Annotated in this window: 10 protein-coding genes and 1 pseudogene; 6 read left to right on the top strand and 5 right to left on the bottom strand. The window is 75.3% G+C overall.

Annotated elements, in window-relative coordinates:
* Positions 1–51 precede the first annotated feature (51 nt).
* Positions 52–1,137, top strand: a complete 1,086-nt coding sequence (gene absR1, locus Sri02f_RS29150; protein WP_109004303.1) for a beta-glucuronidase AbsR1 — start codon at positions 52–54, stop codon at positions 1,135–1,137.
* Between the two features lie 388 nt (positions 1,138–1,525).
* Here the strand turns inward: absR1 and Sri02f_RS29145 are convergent, their stop codons facing one another.
* The 4 genes from Sri02f_RS29145 to Sri02f_RS29135 form a co-directional block, all read right to left on the bottom strand.
* Positions 1,526–2,398, bottom strand: a complete 873-nt coding sequence (locus tag Sri02f_RS29145) for a glutathione S-transferase C-terminal domain-containing protein (RefSeq protein ID WP_109004302.1) — start codon at positions 2,396–2,398, stop codon at positions 1,526–1,528.
* 145 nt (positions 2,399–2,543) lie between these two features.
* Entirely contained in the window at positions 2,544–2,666 is a 123-nt protein-coding gene (locus Sri02f_RS44155; RefSeq protein ID WP_359439334.1) for a putative leader peptide, read from the bottom strand.
* Positions 2,667–3,010: 344 nt separating this feature from the next.
* Positions 3,011–3,940 (bottom strand): carbohydrate kinase family protein, encoded by a 930-nt coding sequence (locus Sri02f_RS29140; protein WP_109004301.1) that lies wholly within the window; start codon positions 3,938–3,940, stop codon positions 3,011–3,013.
* Positions 3,937–4,659 carry a class II aldolase/adducin family protein gene (locus Sri02f_RS29135; RefSeq protein WP_109004300.1) on the bottom strand — a complete coding sequence of 241 codons (723 nt, stop codon included), beginning with the start codon at positions 4,657–4,659 and terminating at the stop codon, positions 3,937–3,939. The genes Sri02f_RS29140 and Sri02f_RS29135 overlap by 4 nt, the downstream gene beginning before the upstream one ends.
* A gap of 58 nt (positions 4,660–4,717) precedes the next feature.
* Here Sri02f_RS29135 and Sri02f_RS29130 point away from each other — a divergent pair, with 58 nt between their 5' ends.
* Together Sri02f_RS29130 and Sri02f_RS43125 are read left to right on the top strand one after the other, a co-directional pair.
* Entirely contained in the window at positions 4,718–5,368 is a 651-nt protein-coding gene (locus Sri02f_RS29130; RefSeq protein WP_109004299.1) for a TetR family transcriptional regulator, read from the top strand.
* 58 nt (positions 5,369–5,426) lie between these two features.
* Positions 5,427–5,546, top strand: a pseudogene (locus Sri02f_RS43125) (TetR/AcrR family transcriptional regulator); the annotation flags it as partial.
* Between the two features lie 17 nt (positions 5,547–5,563).
* Here Sri02f_RS43125 and Sri02f_RS29120 read toward each other — a convergent pair.
* Positions 5,564–6,760, bottom strand: a complete 1,197-nt coding sequence (locus Sri02f_RS29120) for a serine hydrolase domain-containing protein (RefSeq protein ID WP_109004298.1) — start codon at positions 6,758–6,760, stop codon at positions 5,564–5,566.
* Between the two features lie 642 nt (positions 6,761–7,402).
* Here Sri02f_RS29120 and Sri02f_RS29115 point away from each other — a divergent pair.
* The 3 genes from Sri02f_RS29115 (at position 7,403) to Sri02f_RS29105 (ending at position 19,364) form a co-directional block, all read left to right on the top strand.
* The gene (locus tag Sri02f_RS29115; RefSeq protein ID WP_109004297.1) at positions 7,403–14,428 is read left to right on the top strand and encodes a type I polyketide synthase; all 7,026 of its coding nucleotides are present in this window, start codon (positions 7,403–7,405) and stop codon (positions 14,426–14,428) included.
* 80 nt (positions 14,429–14,508) lie between these two features.
* The gene (locus Sri02f_RS29110) at positions 14,509–19,041 is read left to right on the top strand and encodes a type I polyketide synthase (protein ID WP_245970862.1); all 4,533 of its coding nucleotides are present in this window, start codon (positions 14,509–14,511) and stop codon (positions 19,039–19,041) included.
* The gene (locus tag Sri02f_RS29105; RefSeq protein ID WP_109004295.1) at positions 19,038–19,364 is read left to right on the top strand and encodes an acyl carrier protein; all 327 of its coding nucleotides are present in this window, start codon (positions 19,038–19,040) and stop codon (positions 19,362–19,364) included. Before Sri02f_RS29110 ends, Sri02f_RS29105 begins: the two co-directional genes overlap by 4 nt.
* Position 19,365 lies beyond the last annotated feature (1 nt).

Here is a 19,365-nt window from a genome sequence, read left to right as displayed (position 1 = left end):
GTAGCCCCCGACTCAGGCGGCCGGCCGGGTCCGCACGGCAGCCTGACACCCATGACCGCCCGCTACTGCTCGCTCGCTCAGCAGTCGGCCCCCGCGTTCGCCCCGGGGCTGGCCGTCGAACGGCTGGGCGCGCTGAGGGGCGGGCGGCGGATGTGGGTCAACGGCACGGTGCTGCACTACTGCTTCTTCGACCGCGAGGACGACGGGTCGGTCATCGCGCTGCCGGGGTCCGGGGGGACCCGGTGGGTGTCGTGGGTCGGCGGCGAGGAGCAGCGGGAGGTCGTGCGGGACTGCTTTCGCGAGTGGCGGGACCTGGGGATCGGGGTGACGTTCGCCGAGGTCGCCGACCGCTGCGAGGCGGAGCTGCGCATCGGTTTCCAGGCGGGCGACGGCTCCTGGTCGGCGGTGGGCCGCGACGCGCTGTCGGCCGGTCTCAACCAGCGCACCATGAATCTCGGCTGGGACCTGACCGCGCCCGGGGAACGCGCGATCGCCCTGCACGAGATCGGGCACGCCCTCGGCATGCAGCACGAGCACCAGAGTCCCTTCGCGGGCCTCCACTTCGACGACGAGGCGGTGTACGCCGAACTGTCGGGCCCGCCCCACCACTGGAGCCGGGACCGGATCCGCTTCAACGTCCTGCGCAAGCTGGATCCGGCCGAGGCCAACGGCCCGGTGTGGGACGCGCAGTCCGTGATGCAGTATCCGTTCGCGGCGGGGCTGATCCTCGAACCGGAGCAGTTCCGCGGGGGTGTGCATCCGCCCGGGACGCTGTCGCCGCTGGACAAGGAGTTCGCGCTCGGCTGGTACCCGCCCCCACAGGCGTCGCGGCCGCCCGCCCTGGTGCCGTTCCGTTCGGCGCGGCTGACGCTCGGGCCGGGCGAACAGGCCGACTTCACCGTCGAACCGCGTGAGACACGGGAGTACGCCTTCGGCGTCTTCGGCGAGAGCGACTCGGTGGCCGTGGTGTTCGAGGAGCGGGACGGCGCACCCCGCTTCGTCGCCGGCCAGGACGACGGGGGCGCCCCGCACAACGCGACGATCAGGGCCCGGCTCGTCCGCGGCCGCCGCTACTTCGTCCGCGTACGCCAGTACTGCGGCTGGGGTTCGGGCGAGACGGCGGTCATGTGCTGGTGAGCCGTACGGCCGGGTGCAGACCACGGTCCGGCGCCGGGGGAAGCGCCGGGGCCGTCGCCTTCGGGGGACAGTGTCCTTCAGACCCCGCGGCGACGGCCCCGGCCGCACCGGTTTCCTGCCGAACCCGCCGGTGCACGCCGGCCGGGGCGAACCGGTCCGGTCGGGCCGGGGCGTCTCAGGGCCGGTCGGTCTGCGGTCGGGGCCAGGGTCTGTCTTTCGGATCAGGTCGCAGGGCATCGGCGGGGCCTGTCGATGCCGGTGAGCGGGGGCTGGCGCGTGCAGCTGCACGGCGGAGGAGGGCGTCGACGCGGAGCGTCGGCAACCGGCGACAACGCCGCAGACGTGCGTGCCGGTCCCCGCGTCTGCGGGGTGATCCAAACGGCAGGCCCTATGCACCGTCCGCCGAGTGGGCGGCCCAGTCCAGGATCTGGACAGCCGCGCCGGCGGCCTCCAGGCCCTGACAACGGGCGTGGTGACGGCGGGCGATGGCGTCCAGGTCGAGGTGTGCGCCGAAGGCGGGGTGGGCGGCCAGCCGGCGGGCGTAGGCCCACAGGGCGGGGTGGTCGGCGATGCGGTGCACGGCGTCCGCGTCGAGGTGATAGCGGTGGACGGTGTCGAGTTGGACCAGCGCGACCCACAACTCGACGTCTGCCGCCGTGATCTGATCGCTGATCAGGTTGAGGTGGGCGCCCAGCCCTCGCTCCAGCACGCCGAGCGTGGCGAGCAGCGTGTCGAGGGCTGCTGCGCGCCCGGCCTCCTCGACGTCGGCCGCTCCGGCCCGCTGGGCGGCCGCCTCGATGCCCTGCGCGCACATCCGCTCGACGGCCTCGATCTGCGACTCCGCGCCGCACGGGTACAGCGCGGGCCGGCCGCCGCCGAACCTCCGGGCGAGGTCGCGGGCGATGTCGGGCCCGTGGCTGCTGACGATGCGCCCCGACCAGTCGTCGCTGAGCACCGGGGCGAGGGCGGGGCCGGTGTAGCGGTGCGCGCTGGCGTCGTACAGAGGGCGCAGTGCGGAGTGACCGCCGTCGGGGCAGTCGGGGACGGCCGGCAGGAAGGTGACCGGGCAGACCGCGTCCAGGCCGAGCAGGCTGTGGGTGACGGCGATGCGCAGACAGTCGGGGTCGGCCGCCGCCAGGTGCAGGCGGTAGCGGCGCGGCACGGCGTAGTGGCCGCTGCGCGCGTCCCGGCCGATCCGGCCCCGGAAGGCGGGAGCGGGACGGGCGGACGGATGGGCGGCGGCCACGGGTGTGACGGACATGACTCTCCCCTGGGCGGGGCGCGCTGAGGAAACCTGTGCGCGCGGCGGATGCGACGTCGAAGGGGCGGACCTGGTCACGCGCGCCGGGATCGCCCGTGCCCGCGGTACAGCGCGGTCACGGCTGGGCGCGGGGAGGAGGCCCGGCTCAGTCCTGGGACCCGATCGCGCTGCAGACGCGCTGCAGGTCGATGTGACGGCGCGAGGTGAGAAGGGGCGACGAGCACGCCGTGCGGCTCGCTCGGCCGATGACCGGCTCCAGTCGCCCCATGCGCTTCCCTACCCGTTCACTAGGATTCCCGGATCGAGTGTCGATCCGCGCCCCGCGCCCGTCAAGGGGGCGTCCACCAGGTGAGTACGGGCAGACGAGGGGCAGACCACGCTCCGCGCGTGCGCGCCGGGGCGAGCGGAGGGCCGGTGCGTCGCCCGGCCGAAGGAGGCGCCCAACCCCAGGCCGCCGACCACCCGCCCAGGCCGAAGGCGGCCCACCCCAGGCCGAAGGTGCCCCGCACCAGGCCGACGGCGCCCCGCACCAGGCCGAAGGCGGCCCGCCTCAGGGCGTCGACGGTCTGTCGCGAGTCTGCGGCGGGCCGCCCCTCGACAGGGGACGTCGGCTCACTGGCGGGGCCTGTGGGCCGCCGCGAACTCGTCGGCGGCCGCGAGGTCGAAGTCGCCGTGGTCGCTGCCGAGCCCCTGCGCGACGAGCGCGGCGGCGGCGCTGCCGAGGACCGCGGCGTCGCCCGGCGTCCGGCCGAGGCTCACGCCCCGCAGATAGCCCGCCGAGAAGGCGTCGCCGCAACCGGTGGTGTCGACGACGTCCACGACGAAGGCGGGCACCGGTTCCGCGCCGTCCGCGGTGACCACGAGCGCCCCGTCCCCGCCGCGGGTGACGGCGACGACGCCCGCACCCGCGGCGAGGAGCTTGCGCGCCGCCGTCAGCAGGTCGCTCTCGCCGGTGAAGCCGAGGACCTGGTCCTCGTTGGGCAGCAGATGGTCGATGTGGGGCAGGGCCGCCTCGATCTGCTCGAAGCCGCCGAGGACGCCGGGGGCGAGCAGGTCCACGGAGGTGACCACCCCGTGCTCCTTGGCGAAGGACAGGATGCGGGCGGCGACGTCGACGCCGATCAACTCCGGTCCGCCGAGGTGCAGATGGGTGGCCTCGGCGAGGGCGTCCCAGGGGACGTCGTCGAGGCCGTAGGTGATGTTGGCGCCGAGCAGGTGCAGCGAGGGCCGGTCGCCGTTGGGCCGGATCGGCAGGACGCTCGCGGAGGTGGCGGTGTCGGTGCGGCGCACGAGGAACTCGGTTTCGACGCCCGCCTGTTCGAGCAACCGCACCAGCATGTCCCCGGTCGGGTCCGATCCGACGGCGCCCGCGCTGCGCACCCGGGCGCCCAGCTTGGCGAGGGTGAGGGCCGTGCCGCCGGCGGTCCCGGCGGCGGTCATCCGGATGTCCTCGACCAGCGTCGCCCCCTGGCCCTCGGGTATCTCCTGCACCGGCCGCACCAGTACGTCCAGCACGTGCACGCCCATCGTGAAGACCTTCATCGGCTCTCCCCCTTCGTCGGCTCCTGCTGCTGTGCGAGTGGTGCGGGCGGTGCGGGCGGAACGGGGTGGGTGACGCCGTACCCGCGGGCCACGGCGGCCTCGATGACGGCGAGTCGCTGCTGTTCGTCGAGGACGCGCGGCCGGCCCATGGCGGCCGCGTCGCGGTAGACGCCACAGGCCCATTCGAGGAGCAGCGCGTTCTCGACGGCGCCGTCGAGGGTCGCGCCGTGGGTGACCGCGCCGTGGTTGGCCATCAGGGCGGCGCTGCGGCCGTCGAGCGCGGCGAGCACCGACCCGGCCAGCTCGGGGGTGCCGAAGGTGGCGTACGGCGCGACGCGCACCGTGCCGCCGAGCGCCAGCAACTGGTAGTGGATGCAGGGGAGTTCGTCGAGCACGCAGGAGACGGCGGTGGCCATCGGGGCATGGGTGTGGACGACCGCGCCGACGCCGTAGCGACGGTAGACGCCGAGGTGCAGTTCCAGCTCCGAGGTCGGCCGCAGACCTCCGGAGACGACGTTCCCGTCGAGGTCGACGACGGTCACCTGGTCCGGGGTGAGCCGTGCGAGGACCGCTCCGGTCGCGGTGATCGCGACCCGGTCGTCGACGCGTACGCTCACGTTCCCGGCCGTGCCGATGAGGAGGCCTTCGGCCCCCAGACGCCGGCAGGCGTCCGCCACGGCGGCCCGCTCCTGACTCAGCGTCGAGCTTGAGGCGGTCATGGGCGCGAAGGTAGCGTAAACATGAAACAAAGTCACGTTCAGGTTTGGAGGCAGTCCCTTGGTCCAGCCGACCACGGGTCCCGACGGCGGCGCCCCCCTGCGCCGCACCCCCCGGCAGGCCCGCAGCAAGGCGCGGCTGGCCCTGCTGCTCCGGGCGGCCGAGCGCATCCTGGTCGACGAGGGCGTGGAGGCGCTCACCACGACACGGGTCGCGGCCGAGGCGAAGGTGTCGGTCGGGTCCCTGTACCAGTACCTCCCCGACCGGGGCGCGATCATCGACGCCCTGGCCTCGGGATACTTCGCCCGCCTCGAAGGCGTCATGGACGACCTGACCCGGGCCGCGGCCGACGAGCGGTGGGACGATCCGGTGGGCGTCCTCGTCGACACCTGTGCCGGCGTCTACCGTGCCGAACACGGCTTTCGAGCCCTGTGGTTCGGCAGCGGACTGACCGAGCGGACCCGGGCCGCGGACCGCGAGCACAAGCGACGGATGGCCGACGGCGTCCGGCGGGTGCTGCTCGCCCTGGGCGTGGCCCGCGACGACGAGCGGCTCGCGAGGGCCTGCCATGCCGCGATCCTCGCCGCCGACGCACTCGCCCAGGAGGCTTTCCGCCGCACCCCGCAGGGCGACGACGACCTCCTCGACGAGGCCAAAGCGATGCTGCGCGGGTACCTCACCGAGGTCGTCGCACGGTACGAGCAGCGGTAGGCGGGCGGCCGCACGATCCTCGAACTGTGGCTGCCTGCAGAGGAGTTGCCGGAGTCACGACATGGACTTCGGCGATCCGCTGCGCCTGGTCGCCGGGGTCACGGCGACCTCTTTCACGCACGACGCCCGGCGCGACCGCGTCCTGGCCATCGCCCTGGACGGGGTGCGCGCCGGGCGCCGACCGAGCGGCCGCGGTCAGCCGACGAGGGGGTGCTGCGGGTCCAGCAGCTTGGCGATCCGCTCGGTGATCACCTGCGAGGTGTTGCCGCCGGGCGCGTTCGGGCCCACCGTCGTGGACACGGCGATGGACAGCTTCTTGTGCGGCTCGTACGCCATCACGGCCGCGTAGCCGAAGAAGGACGGGTTCTGCAGCACCCAGCCGTTCTTGACGAGGACGCCCACGCCGAAGTGGAAGTTCTGCGTCATGGGCAGGCACACGGACGCGGGACAGGTGGCGGTGGCGTGGCCGAGACCGACCGTTCCCGGGTTCAGCTGGGTGCGGAAGGAGCTCTTCGAGAGCAGTTCACCCGAGCCGATGCCCTGGCCGGAACGGGCCAGGTCGCAGATGTCCTGGGTGATGACGGCCCCCGGGGCGGTGGTCCAGGAGGGATTGAAGTACGTGGACTCCTCGTAGGTGCCGCGTTCCTCGTCGTAGGCGTGCAGCACCGGCTGCGGGATCTCCGCGGTGTCGTTGCTGCGGGTGTTGCGCAGATCGAGGGGGCGCAGGACGCGCTGCCGCAGGAGGTGCGCGAGCGGTGTCCCGGAGATCTTCTCCAGGACACGGCCGAGCAGGACGAAGTTGGCGTGCGAGTAGCTCCAGTTCGTCCCCGGCTTGTACCAGAGGGGGTGGCTGAGGGAGATTCCGACGAGCTCCTTCGGGGTCCAGTGCTGCCACGGGTCCGCGTACAGCTTCTTCAGGAAGACCGGGTCCGTGACGTAGTCGTGCAGGCCCGAGGTGGAGTCGCCGAGCATGCGCAGGGTGATCTCGTCGCCGTGCGGCAGGTCGGGCAGCCAGCGCGAGACCGGGGCGTCGAGGTCGACCTTGCGCTCCTCGACGAGCTGGAGCAGCACGGTGCCCATGAAGGCGATGCCGACCGAGCCGGTCCGGAAGTGCATGGCGGGGGTCGCGGGGACGTCCGTCATGGACTCGCCGACGGCTCCCGTCACGAGCTCGCGGCCGCCCACCGTGACCTTGACGAGGGCGGCCTTGAGGTCCAGCTCCTTCTTGGCCCGGCGGACGATGCCGAGGACCTTGCGCGCCTGGGCGTCGGGGCTGCGGGTGGCGGCGCAGGCCGGGTCGCGGTGGTCGGGGCCGGCGGCCGCGACCGCCGTCTGGAGGGTCGAGGCGAGGAGAGCGGCGGCGCACAGCAGCGCCGTACGAGTACGCGTCATACGCGCACTATGGGCTGATCGTCACAACGGTCCGGGCGCTGACACTCGGACACCGGCGCCCCGGGACCGGACAGAACCCGTACGGAGGAGTGCCGCCCGCGGCCGCGCGGTCAAACCGGTCGACGACCTCCCGAGGACCGGCCTGACCGCGCAGTCATCGCAGTCTTGGCGGCCGCCCGGCCCCCGTCAAGACCCGTCCCGGTGGGTGAGCGGCGCACGCCGGAGCGAGCAGGGGCCCTTCCGGTCACTCCGGGGACGACACACAGAATTTTCCCGGCCACGGGATCGACGCCGGGAACAGGCGTTCGTTCGGGGACATGCGGTCCAAAGGAACGCATTTCTGACGGTCATTCACGTTTCCGGGAGGTGAGTCGGAGGTGAACGCGACCTCGGGGAACCGGAATTGATCCGTTTTCCTCCCCCCTGACCCTCCGCACGCGACTGACCGAATCGATACGGCTGGTCACCGGCCGATCGTTCGAACGTTGACCAGTGAGTAACAAGGCCACTACCTTTCAACGCGTTTCGAGCACGCGCTACAGAACGGCGTTCCGCGGTGGACCTCTCCCCGCCGGAATCCGGTGAGCCGCCATTGCTGTCCCGAACCCCCACCGTGCAGTCTCACCCTTGATTCGGAGAATCATGACGTCCGCTGTGCGTTCCGAGGACATGATCATCGGCATCACTCCGTTCGGCGAGCCCGACGCCGGGCTCGCCCTGGCGGTCGCACGGGCCGGCGGTCTCGGCGTGCTGGACCTCGGCCCCGGCGACCGAAGATCGCGCGAGGCCCTCTCGCGGCTGCGGCACGCCTCGCCGGGCGGGTTCGGCGTCCGCGTCGACGCGCACTGCCGGCTCACCCCCGCCGACCTGGATCCGGACGGTCCCCACACCGTGGTCCTCGCCGTCGACGCGGCGACCGGAGCAGCCGGCACGGCCGGAGCCGTCTGGCGGATCCCCGAGCTCGCGGCCCGCTTCCGGGTGCTGGTCGAGGTCACCGACCTGGCGGGCGCGCGGGAAGCGTCACGCGCCGGAGCGCACGGCCTGATCGCCCGCGGCGCCGAGTGCGGCGGCCGCATCGGCGCGCTGAACACCTTCGTCCTGCTCCAGCAGCTCCTCGCCGCGCCCGAGCTGACGACGCCGGTGTGGGCCTGCGGCGGCATCGGCCCCCGCACGGCCGCCGCAGCGGTGGCCGGCGGCGCGGCCGGGGTCGTCCTGGACGCCCAGCTCGCGTTGCTCGCCGAGTCGGCGCTGCCCGAACCGGCCGCCGCCGCGCTGCGCACCCTCGACGGCTCGGAGACCGTCGTGCTGGCCGGTCACCGTGTCCTGCTGCGGCGGGGCCCGGACGCCCCGGCGCTCGCCGAGGACGCCGGGCCGCGGGAGGTGGCGGCGATGCTCGGCGCGCGGGACCCGCGCACCCAGGTGCTCCCGGTGGGCCAGGACGGCTTCCTCGCCGCCCGGTTCGCGACGCGCTGGGGCGACGTACGGCGCACGGTTCGCGCGCTGCGGGACGCGGTGCTGAACGCCGTCCACGACGACTCGGCCGCACGGGCGCTGAGGCCCGGCTCGCCGATGAGCCTGGCGCTCGGCACCCGGCTCCCCGTCGCCCAGGGGCCGATGACCAGGGTGAGCGACAGCGCCGCGTTCGCCGCGGCGGTGGCGGCGGACGGGGCGCTGCCCTTCCTCGCCCTGGCGCTGGCGAACGGCGCGCGCACCCGGACCATGCTGGCCGGGACGCGGGACGCGGCCGCCGGCCGGCCGTGGGGCGTGGGCGTCCTCGGCTTCGCGCCGGAGGACGTGCGCGCGGCCCAGCTGGAGGCCGTACGGCAGATGCGGCCGACGCACGCGATCATCGCGGGCGGACGGCCGTCCCAGGCGCGGGCACTGGAACAGGACGGCATCCGCACCTTTTTGCACGTGCCCTCCCCGGGGTTGCTGCGACAGTTCCTCGACGCCGGGGCACGCCGGTTCGTGTTCGAGGGCTCGGAGTGCGGCGGGCACGTCGGACCGCGCGGCAGCTTCGCGCTCTGGGAGGCCCAACTCGGCGTCCTGGAGGACTTCTTCGAGGGCCGAGCGGCCGACGACGTCGAGGTGTTCTTCGCCGGCGGAGTGCACGACGAGCGGTCGGCGGCGATGGTCGCCGCGCTCGCCGCGCCGCTGACCGCGCGCGGAGCGGCCGTCGGTCTGCTGATGGGCACCGCGTACCTGTTCACCGACGAGGCCGTGGCCTGCGGGGCGATCCGGCCGCTGTTCCGGCGACAGGTCATGGACGCCCAGGCCACCACACTGCTGGAGTCGGCGCCGGGGCACGCGACCCGGTGCGTGCCCAGCCCGTTCGCCGCGGGTTTCCGCGACCAGGAGGCCCGGCTGCGCGCCGAGGGCGTGCCGGAGCGGCGGATCTGGGAGGAGCTGGAGCGGCTCAACGTCGGCCGGCTGCGCCTGGCCAGCAAGGGCGTGACCCGGGACGGCGACGGCGACGGCGTCCTCATACCTGTCGACGAGGCACGGCAGCTCGCCGAGGGGATGTTCATGGCCGGCGAGGTGGCCGTGCTGCGCTCGGCCGCCACCACCCTCGCGGACCTGCACGAGTCCGTGACCACGGGCGCCGTCGAGCATCTCGCCCGACGAGCGGCGCAGACCGCCCCGGTGAGGGAGCCCGCGGAGCCGGTCGCCCCGGCCCCGCTCGACGTCGCCGTCGTCGGCATGGCGTGCATGTTCCCGCAGGCCCCCGATCTGCCCGCCTTCTGGGCGAACGTCGTCGGCGGCGTGGACGCGGTGGGCGAGGTCCCGGCCGAGCGCTGGGACCCGGCCGTCCACCACGGCGGGTCCACCACCTCCAAGTGGGGCGGGTTCCTTCCCCGCATCCCCTTCGACCCGCTGCGCTACGGCATCCCGCCGGCCTCGCTCGGCCACGTCGAACCGGTGCAGCTGCTGTCCCTGGAGGCCGCCCGGCGCGCCCTGGAGGACGCCGGATACGGCGACGGGGGGCGGGAGTTCGACCGCTCCCGCACCTCCGTGGTGTTCGGCGCGGAGGCGGGCAGCGACCTGTCGAACGCGGCCACCCTGCGTGCGGTCCTGCCCTCCTACTACGGCCGCGTCCCGGAGGGGCTGGACGGCCAGCTCCCGCGGCTCACCGAGGACTCCTTCCCCGGCATGCTCGCGAACGTCATCTCGGGCCGGATCGCCAACCGGCTCGACCTCGGCGGCGCCAACTACACCGTCGACGCGGCCTGCGCCTCGTCGCTGGCCGCGGTGGACGTCGCCTGCAAGGAACTGGTCGGCGGCACCTCCGACGTGGTCCTGTGCGGCGGCGCCGACCTGCACAACGGCATCAACGACTACGTCCTGTTCTCCTCGGTGCACGCGCTGTCCCCGACCGGCCGCTCCCGCGCCTTCGACGGCTCGGCGGACGGCATCGCGCTCGGCGAGGGCGTCGCCTGCGTCGTGCTGAAGCGGCTCGCGGACGCCGAGCGCGACGGCGACCGTGTCTACGGCGTCATCAAGGGCCTGGGCGCCTCCAGCGACGGCCGCTCCCTCGGACTGACCGCGCCCAGGCCCGAGGGCCAGCGCGCGGCCCTGGAGCGCGCCTACCGCAACGCGGGCGTCTCCCCGGCCGACGTCGGGCTGGTCGAGGCGCACGGCACCGGGACGGTGGTCGGCGACCGCACCGAACTGCGCATCCTCAGCGAGGTGTTCACCGAGGCCGGGGCCGGGCCGGGCGGCTGTGCGCTCGGTTCCGTGAAGTCGCAGATCGGGCACACCAAGTGCGCCGCGGGTCTCGCCGGGCTCATCAAGACGCTGCTGGCCCTGCACACCGGAGTCCGGCCGCCCACCCTGCACGTCGAGTCGCCCAACCCGGCCTGGGAGGCGGACACCAGCCCCTTCGCCTTCCACGCCGAGGCCCGCCCCTGGGCGGCGCCCGCGCGCGAACGGATCGCCGGCGTCAGCGCGTTCGGGTTCGGCGGCACCAACTTCCACGTGGTGCTGGCCGCTTACGCGGACGGCGTGCCGCCGGTGCGAGGACTCGACGTCTGGCCGGCCGAGCTGTTCGTCTTCCGCGGGCGGGACGAGGCCTCGGCCCGCCGGGCGATGGAGGAACTGCTGAAGGCCGCTCGGGCGCCGGGCCGCCCGTGGCGGCTTCGGGACCTCGCGCTGGGCGCGGCCCGGCGGTCGGACGCGAGCACGGACCCGGCCCGGGTCGCTCTCGTGGCGACGGACGTGGACGACCTGGTGGACAAGCTGCTCCAGGCCCTGGCCGATCCCGCCGGACACGCCGAGCACACCGGGACCGCCGGACGCGGTCCGGTGCGCGGGATCCACCGGGCCGGTCCCGGCGGCGCGGGCGACGGCGGCGGTGCGCACGACGCCAAGGTCGCCTTTCTCTTCCCCGGTCAGGGCAGCCAGCGCACCGGCATGCTCGCCGACCTGTTCGTCGCCTTCCCCGAGCTACGCCCCTATCTGGAGCTCGGCCGCGCGCACGCCGACGCCCTGTATCCGCCGGCCGCCTTCGACGACGCCGGGCGGGAGAGGCAGCGGGCCGCGCTGACCGACACCCGTGTGGCGCAGCCCGCCCTCGGCGTCGCGGGACTCGCCGCGCACGCCGTGCTCACCGCAGCCGGAGTGCAGCCGGACATGGCCGCGGGACACAGCTACGGCGAGCTGGTGGCCCTGTGCGCGGCCGGCGCGCTCGCCCCCGAGACGCTGCTGGAACTGAGCGCGGAGCGGGCGGCGGCGATCCTGCGGGCGGCGGAGTCCGCCGGGGCCGCCCGGGGCGACGGGAGCGGCGGGGCCGACCCCGGGACCATGGCCGCGGTGTCGGCCGGAGCCGAGGAGGTGGCGCGCGCGCTCCGGGCGTCGGGCGCTCCGGACAGCGTCGTCGTCGCCAATCGCAACGCGCCGGGGCAGACGGTGATCTCCGGTCCCACGGACGCCGTCGCCGAGGCCGTCCGGCTGCTGCGGGCGGCGGGCCACGGCGCCCAGCGCATCCCCGTCGCGTGCGCGTTCCACAGCCCCCTGGTCGCCGGCGCCGCGGACGAGTTCGCCGAGGCGCTCGCGGCGCGGCCGGTGCACGCGCCCGAGTTCCCGGTGTGGTCCAACCGCACGGCCGCCCCCTACCCCGCCGACGGCGACGCGGTACGGGCCGGGCTGGCCGCCCAGATCGGCGCCCCGGTCGCCTTCGTGGAGCAGATCGAGGCCATGTACGACGCCGGGGCGCGCGTCTTCGTCGAGGCCGGCCCGGGCTCGGTGCTGACCCGGCTGACGGGCCAGATACTCGGCGACCGCCCGCACCGCGCGGTGGCCTGCGAGCCCCGGCCCGACAGCGGTCTGCGCGGCTGGCTCGACGCCCTGGCCGAACTCGCCGTCGCGGGGCTGCCGGTGCGCGCCGGGTGGCTGCTGCGCGGGCGCGAAGCGGTGGACGCGCTCCGCGCGCCGGCGCCGCGACGGCCCGGCTGGACGGTCGACGGCCAGCTGGTGCGCACCGCCGACGGCGCCCTCCTCCCCGGTGCGCTCGCACCGGCCCGACGTGTCGTGGAACCCACCGAGAGGACAGCGACGGCTGTGACCACGAACCCCCCGCACGGCGTCCCGTCCGACCGGGACGCGCTCATCTCCGAATTCCTGCGCACCAGCCGGGAGATGATCGCCGCCCAACGGGACGTCCTGCTCACCTACTTCGGCGCCGACCCGGGCGCGCGGCTCGCCCCGCCCCCGGCCCCCCAGCTGATCCAGGAAGTCCGTCAACTCCCCGCCGGATCAACGGAGTCGACGGCCTCGGCCCAGGCGGCGGCCCCGGCGGCCCCCGCAGGGGGACCCGACGCCGTGGAACCCGCCGTGGAGCCCTCGGGGGCGGTCGACGTCCAGCAGGTCGTCCTGGAGATCATCAGCGAGCGCACCGGCTACCCCGTCGACATGATCGAGCCCGACCTCGATCTGGAGGCGGATCTCAGCATCGACTCCATCAAGCGGGCCGAGATCGCCGGGGAACTGGCCCGCCGCCTGGGCGCGGGGGCGGACGCCGACCTCGCGGCCCTGGACGACGACGCGCTGGAGGAGCTGGCGAAGGCGCGGACGGCAGCCGCGGTGACCGACTGGCTGACCGCCCGGCTGGGCGGACCCGCCGAGCAGGCCGCCGCCCCGACGGAACCGCCCGCGCCCCCGGTCCCGGAGCCCGGCCCGGGGCCGGACGCCGTCACCGGCGAGGCCCCCGGACGGCGCCTCCTGCGCCCCGTCCTCCTCGACGAGCGGCCCGGCGCCCCCCTCGACCCGTCGGCCGCGCTCGCCGGCGCCCGCTGGATCGTCCTCGGCGACGCTCCCGAGACCGCCGCCCGGCTGGCGTCCCACGGCGCCGACGTCGCCGTACGCGCCCGTGATCACGTCCTGACGGAGTCGGACGGGCCGGTGGACGGCGTGCTGTGGCTCGGGGCCCTCGCGGACGCCGCCGACGACGCCCCCGTGCTGCCCGACGCGTTCCCCGTGCTGAAGGCCGCCCTGGCGCACGGCCCGCGCTCGCTGCTGGCCGTCAGGCGCGCCGACGGCGAAGCGCCCGACCCCCGCACCGCGGGTCTGCGCGGACTGTTCCGGACGGTGGCGCACGAGTATCCGCAGACGGTGGCCCGGGTCGTCGAACTCGCCGACGCCTCGCCGTCCGCCGTCGCGGACGCCGTGGTCGCCGAGGCCGTGGCGCCGGACCGGACGCCCGTCGTGCTGCGGACGGCGGCCGGCCGGCACGGGTTCGAACTGGTCGCGGCGCCGCTCGGCACACTCGGCGACACCGGGGCGGGACCGGCCGGGGAGGGCGCCGCGGAGGCGGCCGCGCTCGGCCTGGACCGGGACTCGGTGGTGCTGCTCGCGGGCGGGGCACGCGGCATCACCGCGCAGTTCGCCGCCGCGCTCGCCCGCGCCGCCCGCTGCCGTCTGGAACTGCTCGGCCGCACCCCGGCCCCGGACGGTCCGGAGGCGGCGGACACCGTGTCCGCCCGCACCCCGGCCGCGCTGCGGGCCGCGCTCGCCGCCCGCGGCGGTCTGCGGCCGGCCGAGATCAACCGCGCCGCCGAACTGCTGCTGGCCCAGCGGGAGATCGCGGCCACCCTCGCCGAGCTCACCGCGCTCGGCAGCCGGGCCCGCTACCGCTCGGTCGACTTCCGCGAGCCGGACGCGGTGCTTCAGGCGGTCAAGGAGATCCATGCCGAGCACGGGCGGCTCGACGGCGTGGTGCACGCGGCCGGCGTGATCGAGGACCGGCTCATCGCCGAGAAGAGCGCGGAGTCGTTCGGGCGGGTGTACGGCACGAAGGCGACGGGGGCCCACGCCCTGCTCACCGCGTTGGAGGAGCTGCCGACGCCGCCCGCGTTCACCGTGCTGTTCGGTTCGGTCTCGGCCGTCGTCGGCAACCGGGGCCAGGTCGACTACGCGGCCGCCAACGACGCCCTGGAGACCCTCGGCGCGGCCTTCGCCGCCCGCACGGGCCGGCGTGCGGTGACCGTGCACTGGGGTCCCTGGGCGCCCTCGGCCGAGCACGCGGGCATGGTCGGGGCGGAACTCGCCCGCGAGTACGCCCGGCGCGGCATCCGGCTGATCGACCCCGAGGAGGGGACGGCCGCGCTGCTGCGGGAACTCGCCTGGGGCGAGGAGTCCGCCACCGCCGTCGTCTACACCGCCTCGGGCTGGTGACGGGCGCGGTGCGATCACCCCGACACCAGGACGGCACCGAGAACACGACGGCACGTCAAGTGCCGGTCGCCATCGTCGGGATGGCGGTGCTGCTGCCGGGCGCCCCGGACCTGGACGCCTACTGGCGCAACCTGCGCGACGGCGTGGACGCGATCGGCGAGGCGCCCGACGGGCGCTGGGACGCCGAGTTCTACCGGCCGGGCACCGCGTCCGGCCCGGCCGCCGCGGACCGGGTCTACGCCCGCCGGGGCGGGTTCGTGGACGGGCTCGCGCAGGTGGAGGTCACCCGGTTCGGGATCATGCCGAACTCGGTGGCCGGCACCGAGCCCGACCAGCTGATCGCCCTGCACGTGGCCTCCGCGGCCCTCGACGACGCGGGCGGCGCGGACCGCCTCCCCGACCGGGGGCGGGTCGGCGTCGTCCTGGGCCGGGGCGGCTATCTCACGCCCGGCCTCGTCCGGCTCGATCAGCGGGTCCGGACCGCCGGTCAACTGGTGCGCACCCTCGGCGAGTTGCTGCCCGACCTGACGGGCGACCAACTCGACCGGGTGCGCACGGCGTTCACCGAACGGCTCGGTCCGGACAGCCCCGAGTCGGCGATCGGCCTGGTGCCCAACCTCGCCGCCTCCCGGGTCGCCAACCGGCTCGACCTGCGCGGGCCCGCGTACACGGTGGACGCCGCCTGCGCCTCGTCGCTGGTCGCCGTGGACCAGGCGGTGGGCGAACTCGCCTCCGGGCGCTGCGACATGATGCTCGCGGGGGGCGTCCACCACTGCCACGACATCACGCTGTGGAGCGTCTTCTCCCAGCTGCGCGCCCTCTCCCCCAGCCAGCGCATCCGCCCCTTCCACCGGGACGCCGACGGCATCCTGATCGGCGAGGGGACGGGCGTCGTCGTCCTCAAGAGGCTGGCCGACGCCGAGCGCGCGGGCGACCGGATCTACGCCGTGATCCGGGGCACCGGAGTGGCCAGCGACGGCCGGGCGGCCGGACTCGTGAACCCCGATCCGGGCGGCCAGGCGCAGGCGGTGCGGCAGGCGTGGCGGGCGGCCGGGCTCGACCCCGCCGAACCGGACTCGATCGGCCTGCTGGAGGCGCACGGCACCGCGACCCCGGCCGGCGACGGAGCCGAACTGACCACGCTGGCCGAGGTGTTCGGCCCCGGTGACGGCGCGGCCGTGCTGGGGTCGGTCAAGTCGATGATCGGGCACGCCATGCCGGCCGCCGGGGTCGCCGGTCTGGTCAAGGCCGCGCTCGCCGTCCACCACGGCACGCTCCTTCCGACCCTGCACTGCGACGACCCGCACCCCGCCCTGGCCCGCACCCGGTTCCGCACTCTGGAGAAGGCGGCCGACTGGGAGACCACCGAGCGCCGGCCCGTGCGCCGCGCCGCCGTGAACGCGTTCGGGTTCGGCGGGATCAACGCGCACGTGGTGCTGGAGGAGGCGGTGGGCTCCCGCGCGAGCCGCGCGGGCGCCCCGGCCCGCCCGGTCCTGCAGATCACCGAGCCCGAGCAGGTGCTGCTGCTCGCCGCCGGCTCCCCGGCCCGCCTGGCCGCCCTCCTCGACGCCGACGACGCCGCCGTGCGGGCCGCCGGTCTCGACCCGGACCGTCCGCACCCGGAGGCGGGGCCCGCCCGCCTCGGCGTCGTCGACCCGACCGCCAAGCGGCTCGCCCTGGCCCGCCGCGCGGTCGTCCGGGAGCGGCCCTGGAACGGCCGCAGCGACGTCTGGTTCCGGCCCGGCCCCCTGCTGGGCCCCGGCCACGGCAGGCTGGCGTTCCTCTTCCCCGGCCTGGAGGGCGACTTCGCCCCGCAGGTCGACGACGTGGCCGCCCGCTTCGGGCTGCCCGCCGTCCCGGTCGACGACTCCCGCACGGGTGACGTGGGCCGGCACGGCTTCGGCGTGGTCGCCGTCGGACGCCTCCTGGACGCGGCGCTGCGCCGCAGCGGGATCGTGCCGGACGCGGTCGCCGGGCACAGCGTGGGCGAGTGGACGGCGATGGCCGCGGCCGGACTGTACTCCGGGGACGAGGTCGACGCGTTCATGACCACCTTCGACCCGGACTCGGTCACGGTCCCCGGTCTGGCCTTCGGCGCGGTCGGCGCGTCGGCCGAGAGCGTCCTGGCCGCCCTGCGCGACGAGGGCGGGGACCGGGCCGGTCTGGTCCTGTCCCACGACAACGCGCCGGGTCAGTCGATGGTGTGCGGTCCGCAGGCTGCGGTGGAGGACTTCGTGCGGGCGCGACGCGCCCAGGGCGTCCTCAGCCAGGTCCTGCCGTTCCGGTCGGGCTTCCACACGCCGATGCTGCGCCCCCATCTCGCGCCGATCGAGGAGGCCGCCCGCCGGTTCCGGCTGCATCCGCCGCACACTCCGCTCTGGTCGGGCACGACCGCCGCGCCGTTTCCCGACGACGAGGCGGGGATCCGTGCCCTCTTCGTCCGGCACCTGCTGGAGCCCGTGCGGTTCCGGCAGCTGACCGAGGCCCTGCACACGGCGGGCCACCGGGTGTTCGTCCAGGTCGGCCCGGGTCAGCTCGGCTCCCTCGTGGGGGACACGCTGGGCGCTCACGACCACCTGGTGGTCGCCGCGAACTCGCCCCACCGCAGCGGCCTCGCCCAGTTGCGCCGGGTGGCCACCGCCCTGTGGACGGCGGGTTCGGCGGTGGCGCCCTCCCTGCGCCCCGTCGCGGAGGCGGCCCCGGACCGGCGCCCGCCGGTGCGACTGGACCTGGGCGGCTCCCTGGTGTCCCTGGCCCCCGGCCGGCTCACCGAGCTGCGGGCCGATCTCGGGGCCGTGCTGCGGGGCGGTCCGCGCGGGGAGTCGGGTGCGCCCGCCCGTGCGCCGGGCCCGGCCGGCCCCTCACCCCTGGACGCGCTCGTCGACGGCTCCCCCATGGCCGCCGAACTGAGCGCCCTGCTGCGCGAGACCGCGGACACGGCCGCCGCTCTCATGTCCGCGCGGACGACGACCCCGGCGAGGACGTCGACGCCCGCGCCGACGACCGCACCGGCTCCCGCCCACGCCCCGGCCCCGGCCCCGCCGGTCGGGCCGTGGCGCACGACCGTCCGCGTCTCCCCCGACACGATGCCGTACCTGCTGGACCACTGCTTCTTCCCCCAGCGGCCCGGCTGGCCCGAGGCGGCCGACCGCTGGCCGGTCGTGCCGGCGACGACGATCGTGCAGCACATCGTGGACGCGGCACTGGAGACGGCCCCCGCCACGGTGCCGGTCGCCGTGCACGGCGCGCGCTTCGAGGAGTGGCTGACCGCCACCCCAGCCGTGGACGTGCCCGTGACCGTGACGCAGGAGGAACCGGGCCGCCTGGCCGTCTCCTTCGGCCCGCGCGCCCGCGCCACCGTGCAGCTCGCCGCGGCCCATCCCGCGCCGCCGCCCGCCCCCTGGACCGTCGACCCGGGCGCCGAGCGCACCCCGGACCACACCGCCGCCCAGCTCTACACCGAACGCTGGATGTTCCACGGCCCGGCGTTCCAGGGGGTCAGCGAGCTCACCGCGATCGGCGAACGCCATGTGCGCGGACGTCTCACCACACCTGCCGCGCCCGGCGCCCTGCTGGACAACGTCGGCCAGGTCCTCGGCTACTGGATCATGGCGACCCGTGCCGAGCGGACCGTGGTGTTCCCGGTGGGCATGCGGGAGATGCGCTTCTACGGGCCGCATCCGGCGCCGGGCACGGAGGTGGGCTGTCTGGTGCGGGTCACCTCGCTCACCGACGCGGTCCTGGAGGCCGACGTCCAGCTGACGGTGGGCGGGACGGTGTGGGCGGAGCTGTACGGCTGGCAGGACCGCCGCTTCGACAACGATCCGCAGACCCGGCCCGTCGAGCGCTTCCCGGAGCGCCACACCCTGTCCGAGGCGCGGCCGGGCGGCTGGCTGCTGCTGCACGAGCGGTGGCCGGACCTGGCGTCCCGGGAGCTGATCATGCGCAACTCCCTGGGCGGCGCGGAGCGTGCCGAGTACGCGCGGCACGCGCCGCGCGGGCGCCGGCAGTGGCTGCTGGGCCGGATCGCCGTCAAGGACGCGGTGCGGCAGTGGCTGTGGGAGCGGGGCGAGGGCCCGGTCTTCCCGGCGGAGCTGCGGGTGCACAACGACGACGCCGGTCGCCCGTACGTCACCGGGGTGCACGGCCGGGTCCTGCCTCCGCTGGACGTCTCGCTGGCCCACTGCGCGGAGGCGGCCGTGGCGATCGTACGGCCGCACCGGCCGGGACCCGGGCCGGGGATCGACGTCGAGGAGGTCGTCGACCGCGCCCCGCAGGCGATGGCCGCCGCCCTCGGCGCGGACGAACTGCGGCTGCTGCACCGCCTGTCGGCGCGGACGGGCGACGGCGAGGCCCTGTGGTTCACCCGTTTCTGGGCGGCGAAGGAGGCCGTCGCCAAGGCGGAGGGCACCGGTTTCGGCGGCCGGCCGCGGGACTTCGCCGTACTCGACGCGACACCGGCCGGTGACCGGCTGACCGTCGCGGGCCGCCTGGAACGCGCCTACACCGTGCACTGCGCACCGGCCGCCAACCCGCCCCGGCTCCCGGAGCGCGCCTACGCCGTGGCATGGACGACGGGACAACCGACCGCTGAGGAGTACGACGCCCCATGACATCCCCCACCCCCCGCACCCCCGTCACCGCCGACGAGGCGGCCGTCCTCGCCGACCTCACCGCCCTGCTGGCGCGGCTCCTGGAGGACGAGTACGGACTCGACGACGTCGAGATCGGCATGGCGACGACCTTCAACCGCGACCTGGAGCTGGAGAGCATCGACCTGGTCACCCTGGCCGGACTGCTCCAGGAGCGCTACGGCGAGCGGGTCAACTTCGCCGAGTTCCTGGCGGACATGGAGTTCGACGAGATCATCGAGCTGACCGTCGGGCGGCTGGTCGAGTACGTCGTGACCAGCCTGAAGGTCACGGAGGCGAGCTGAG

This window comes from Streptomyces rishiriensis (assembly GCF_003112535.1).
In the GTDB taxonomy this organism is placed as follows: domain Bacteria; phylum Actinomycetota; class Actinomycetes; order Streptomycetales; family Streptomycetaceae; genus Streptomyces; species Streptomyces rishiriensis.
This window is presented reverse-complemented; position numbering and strand designations above follow the sequence as displayed.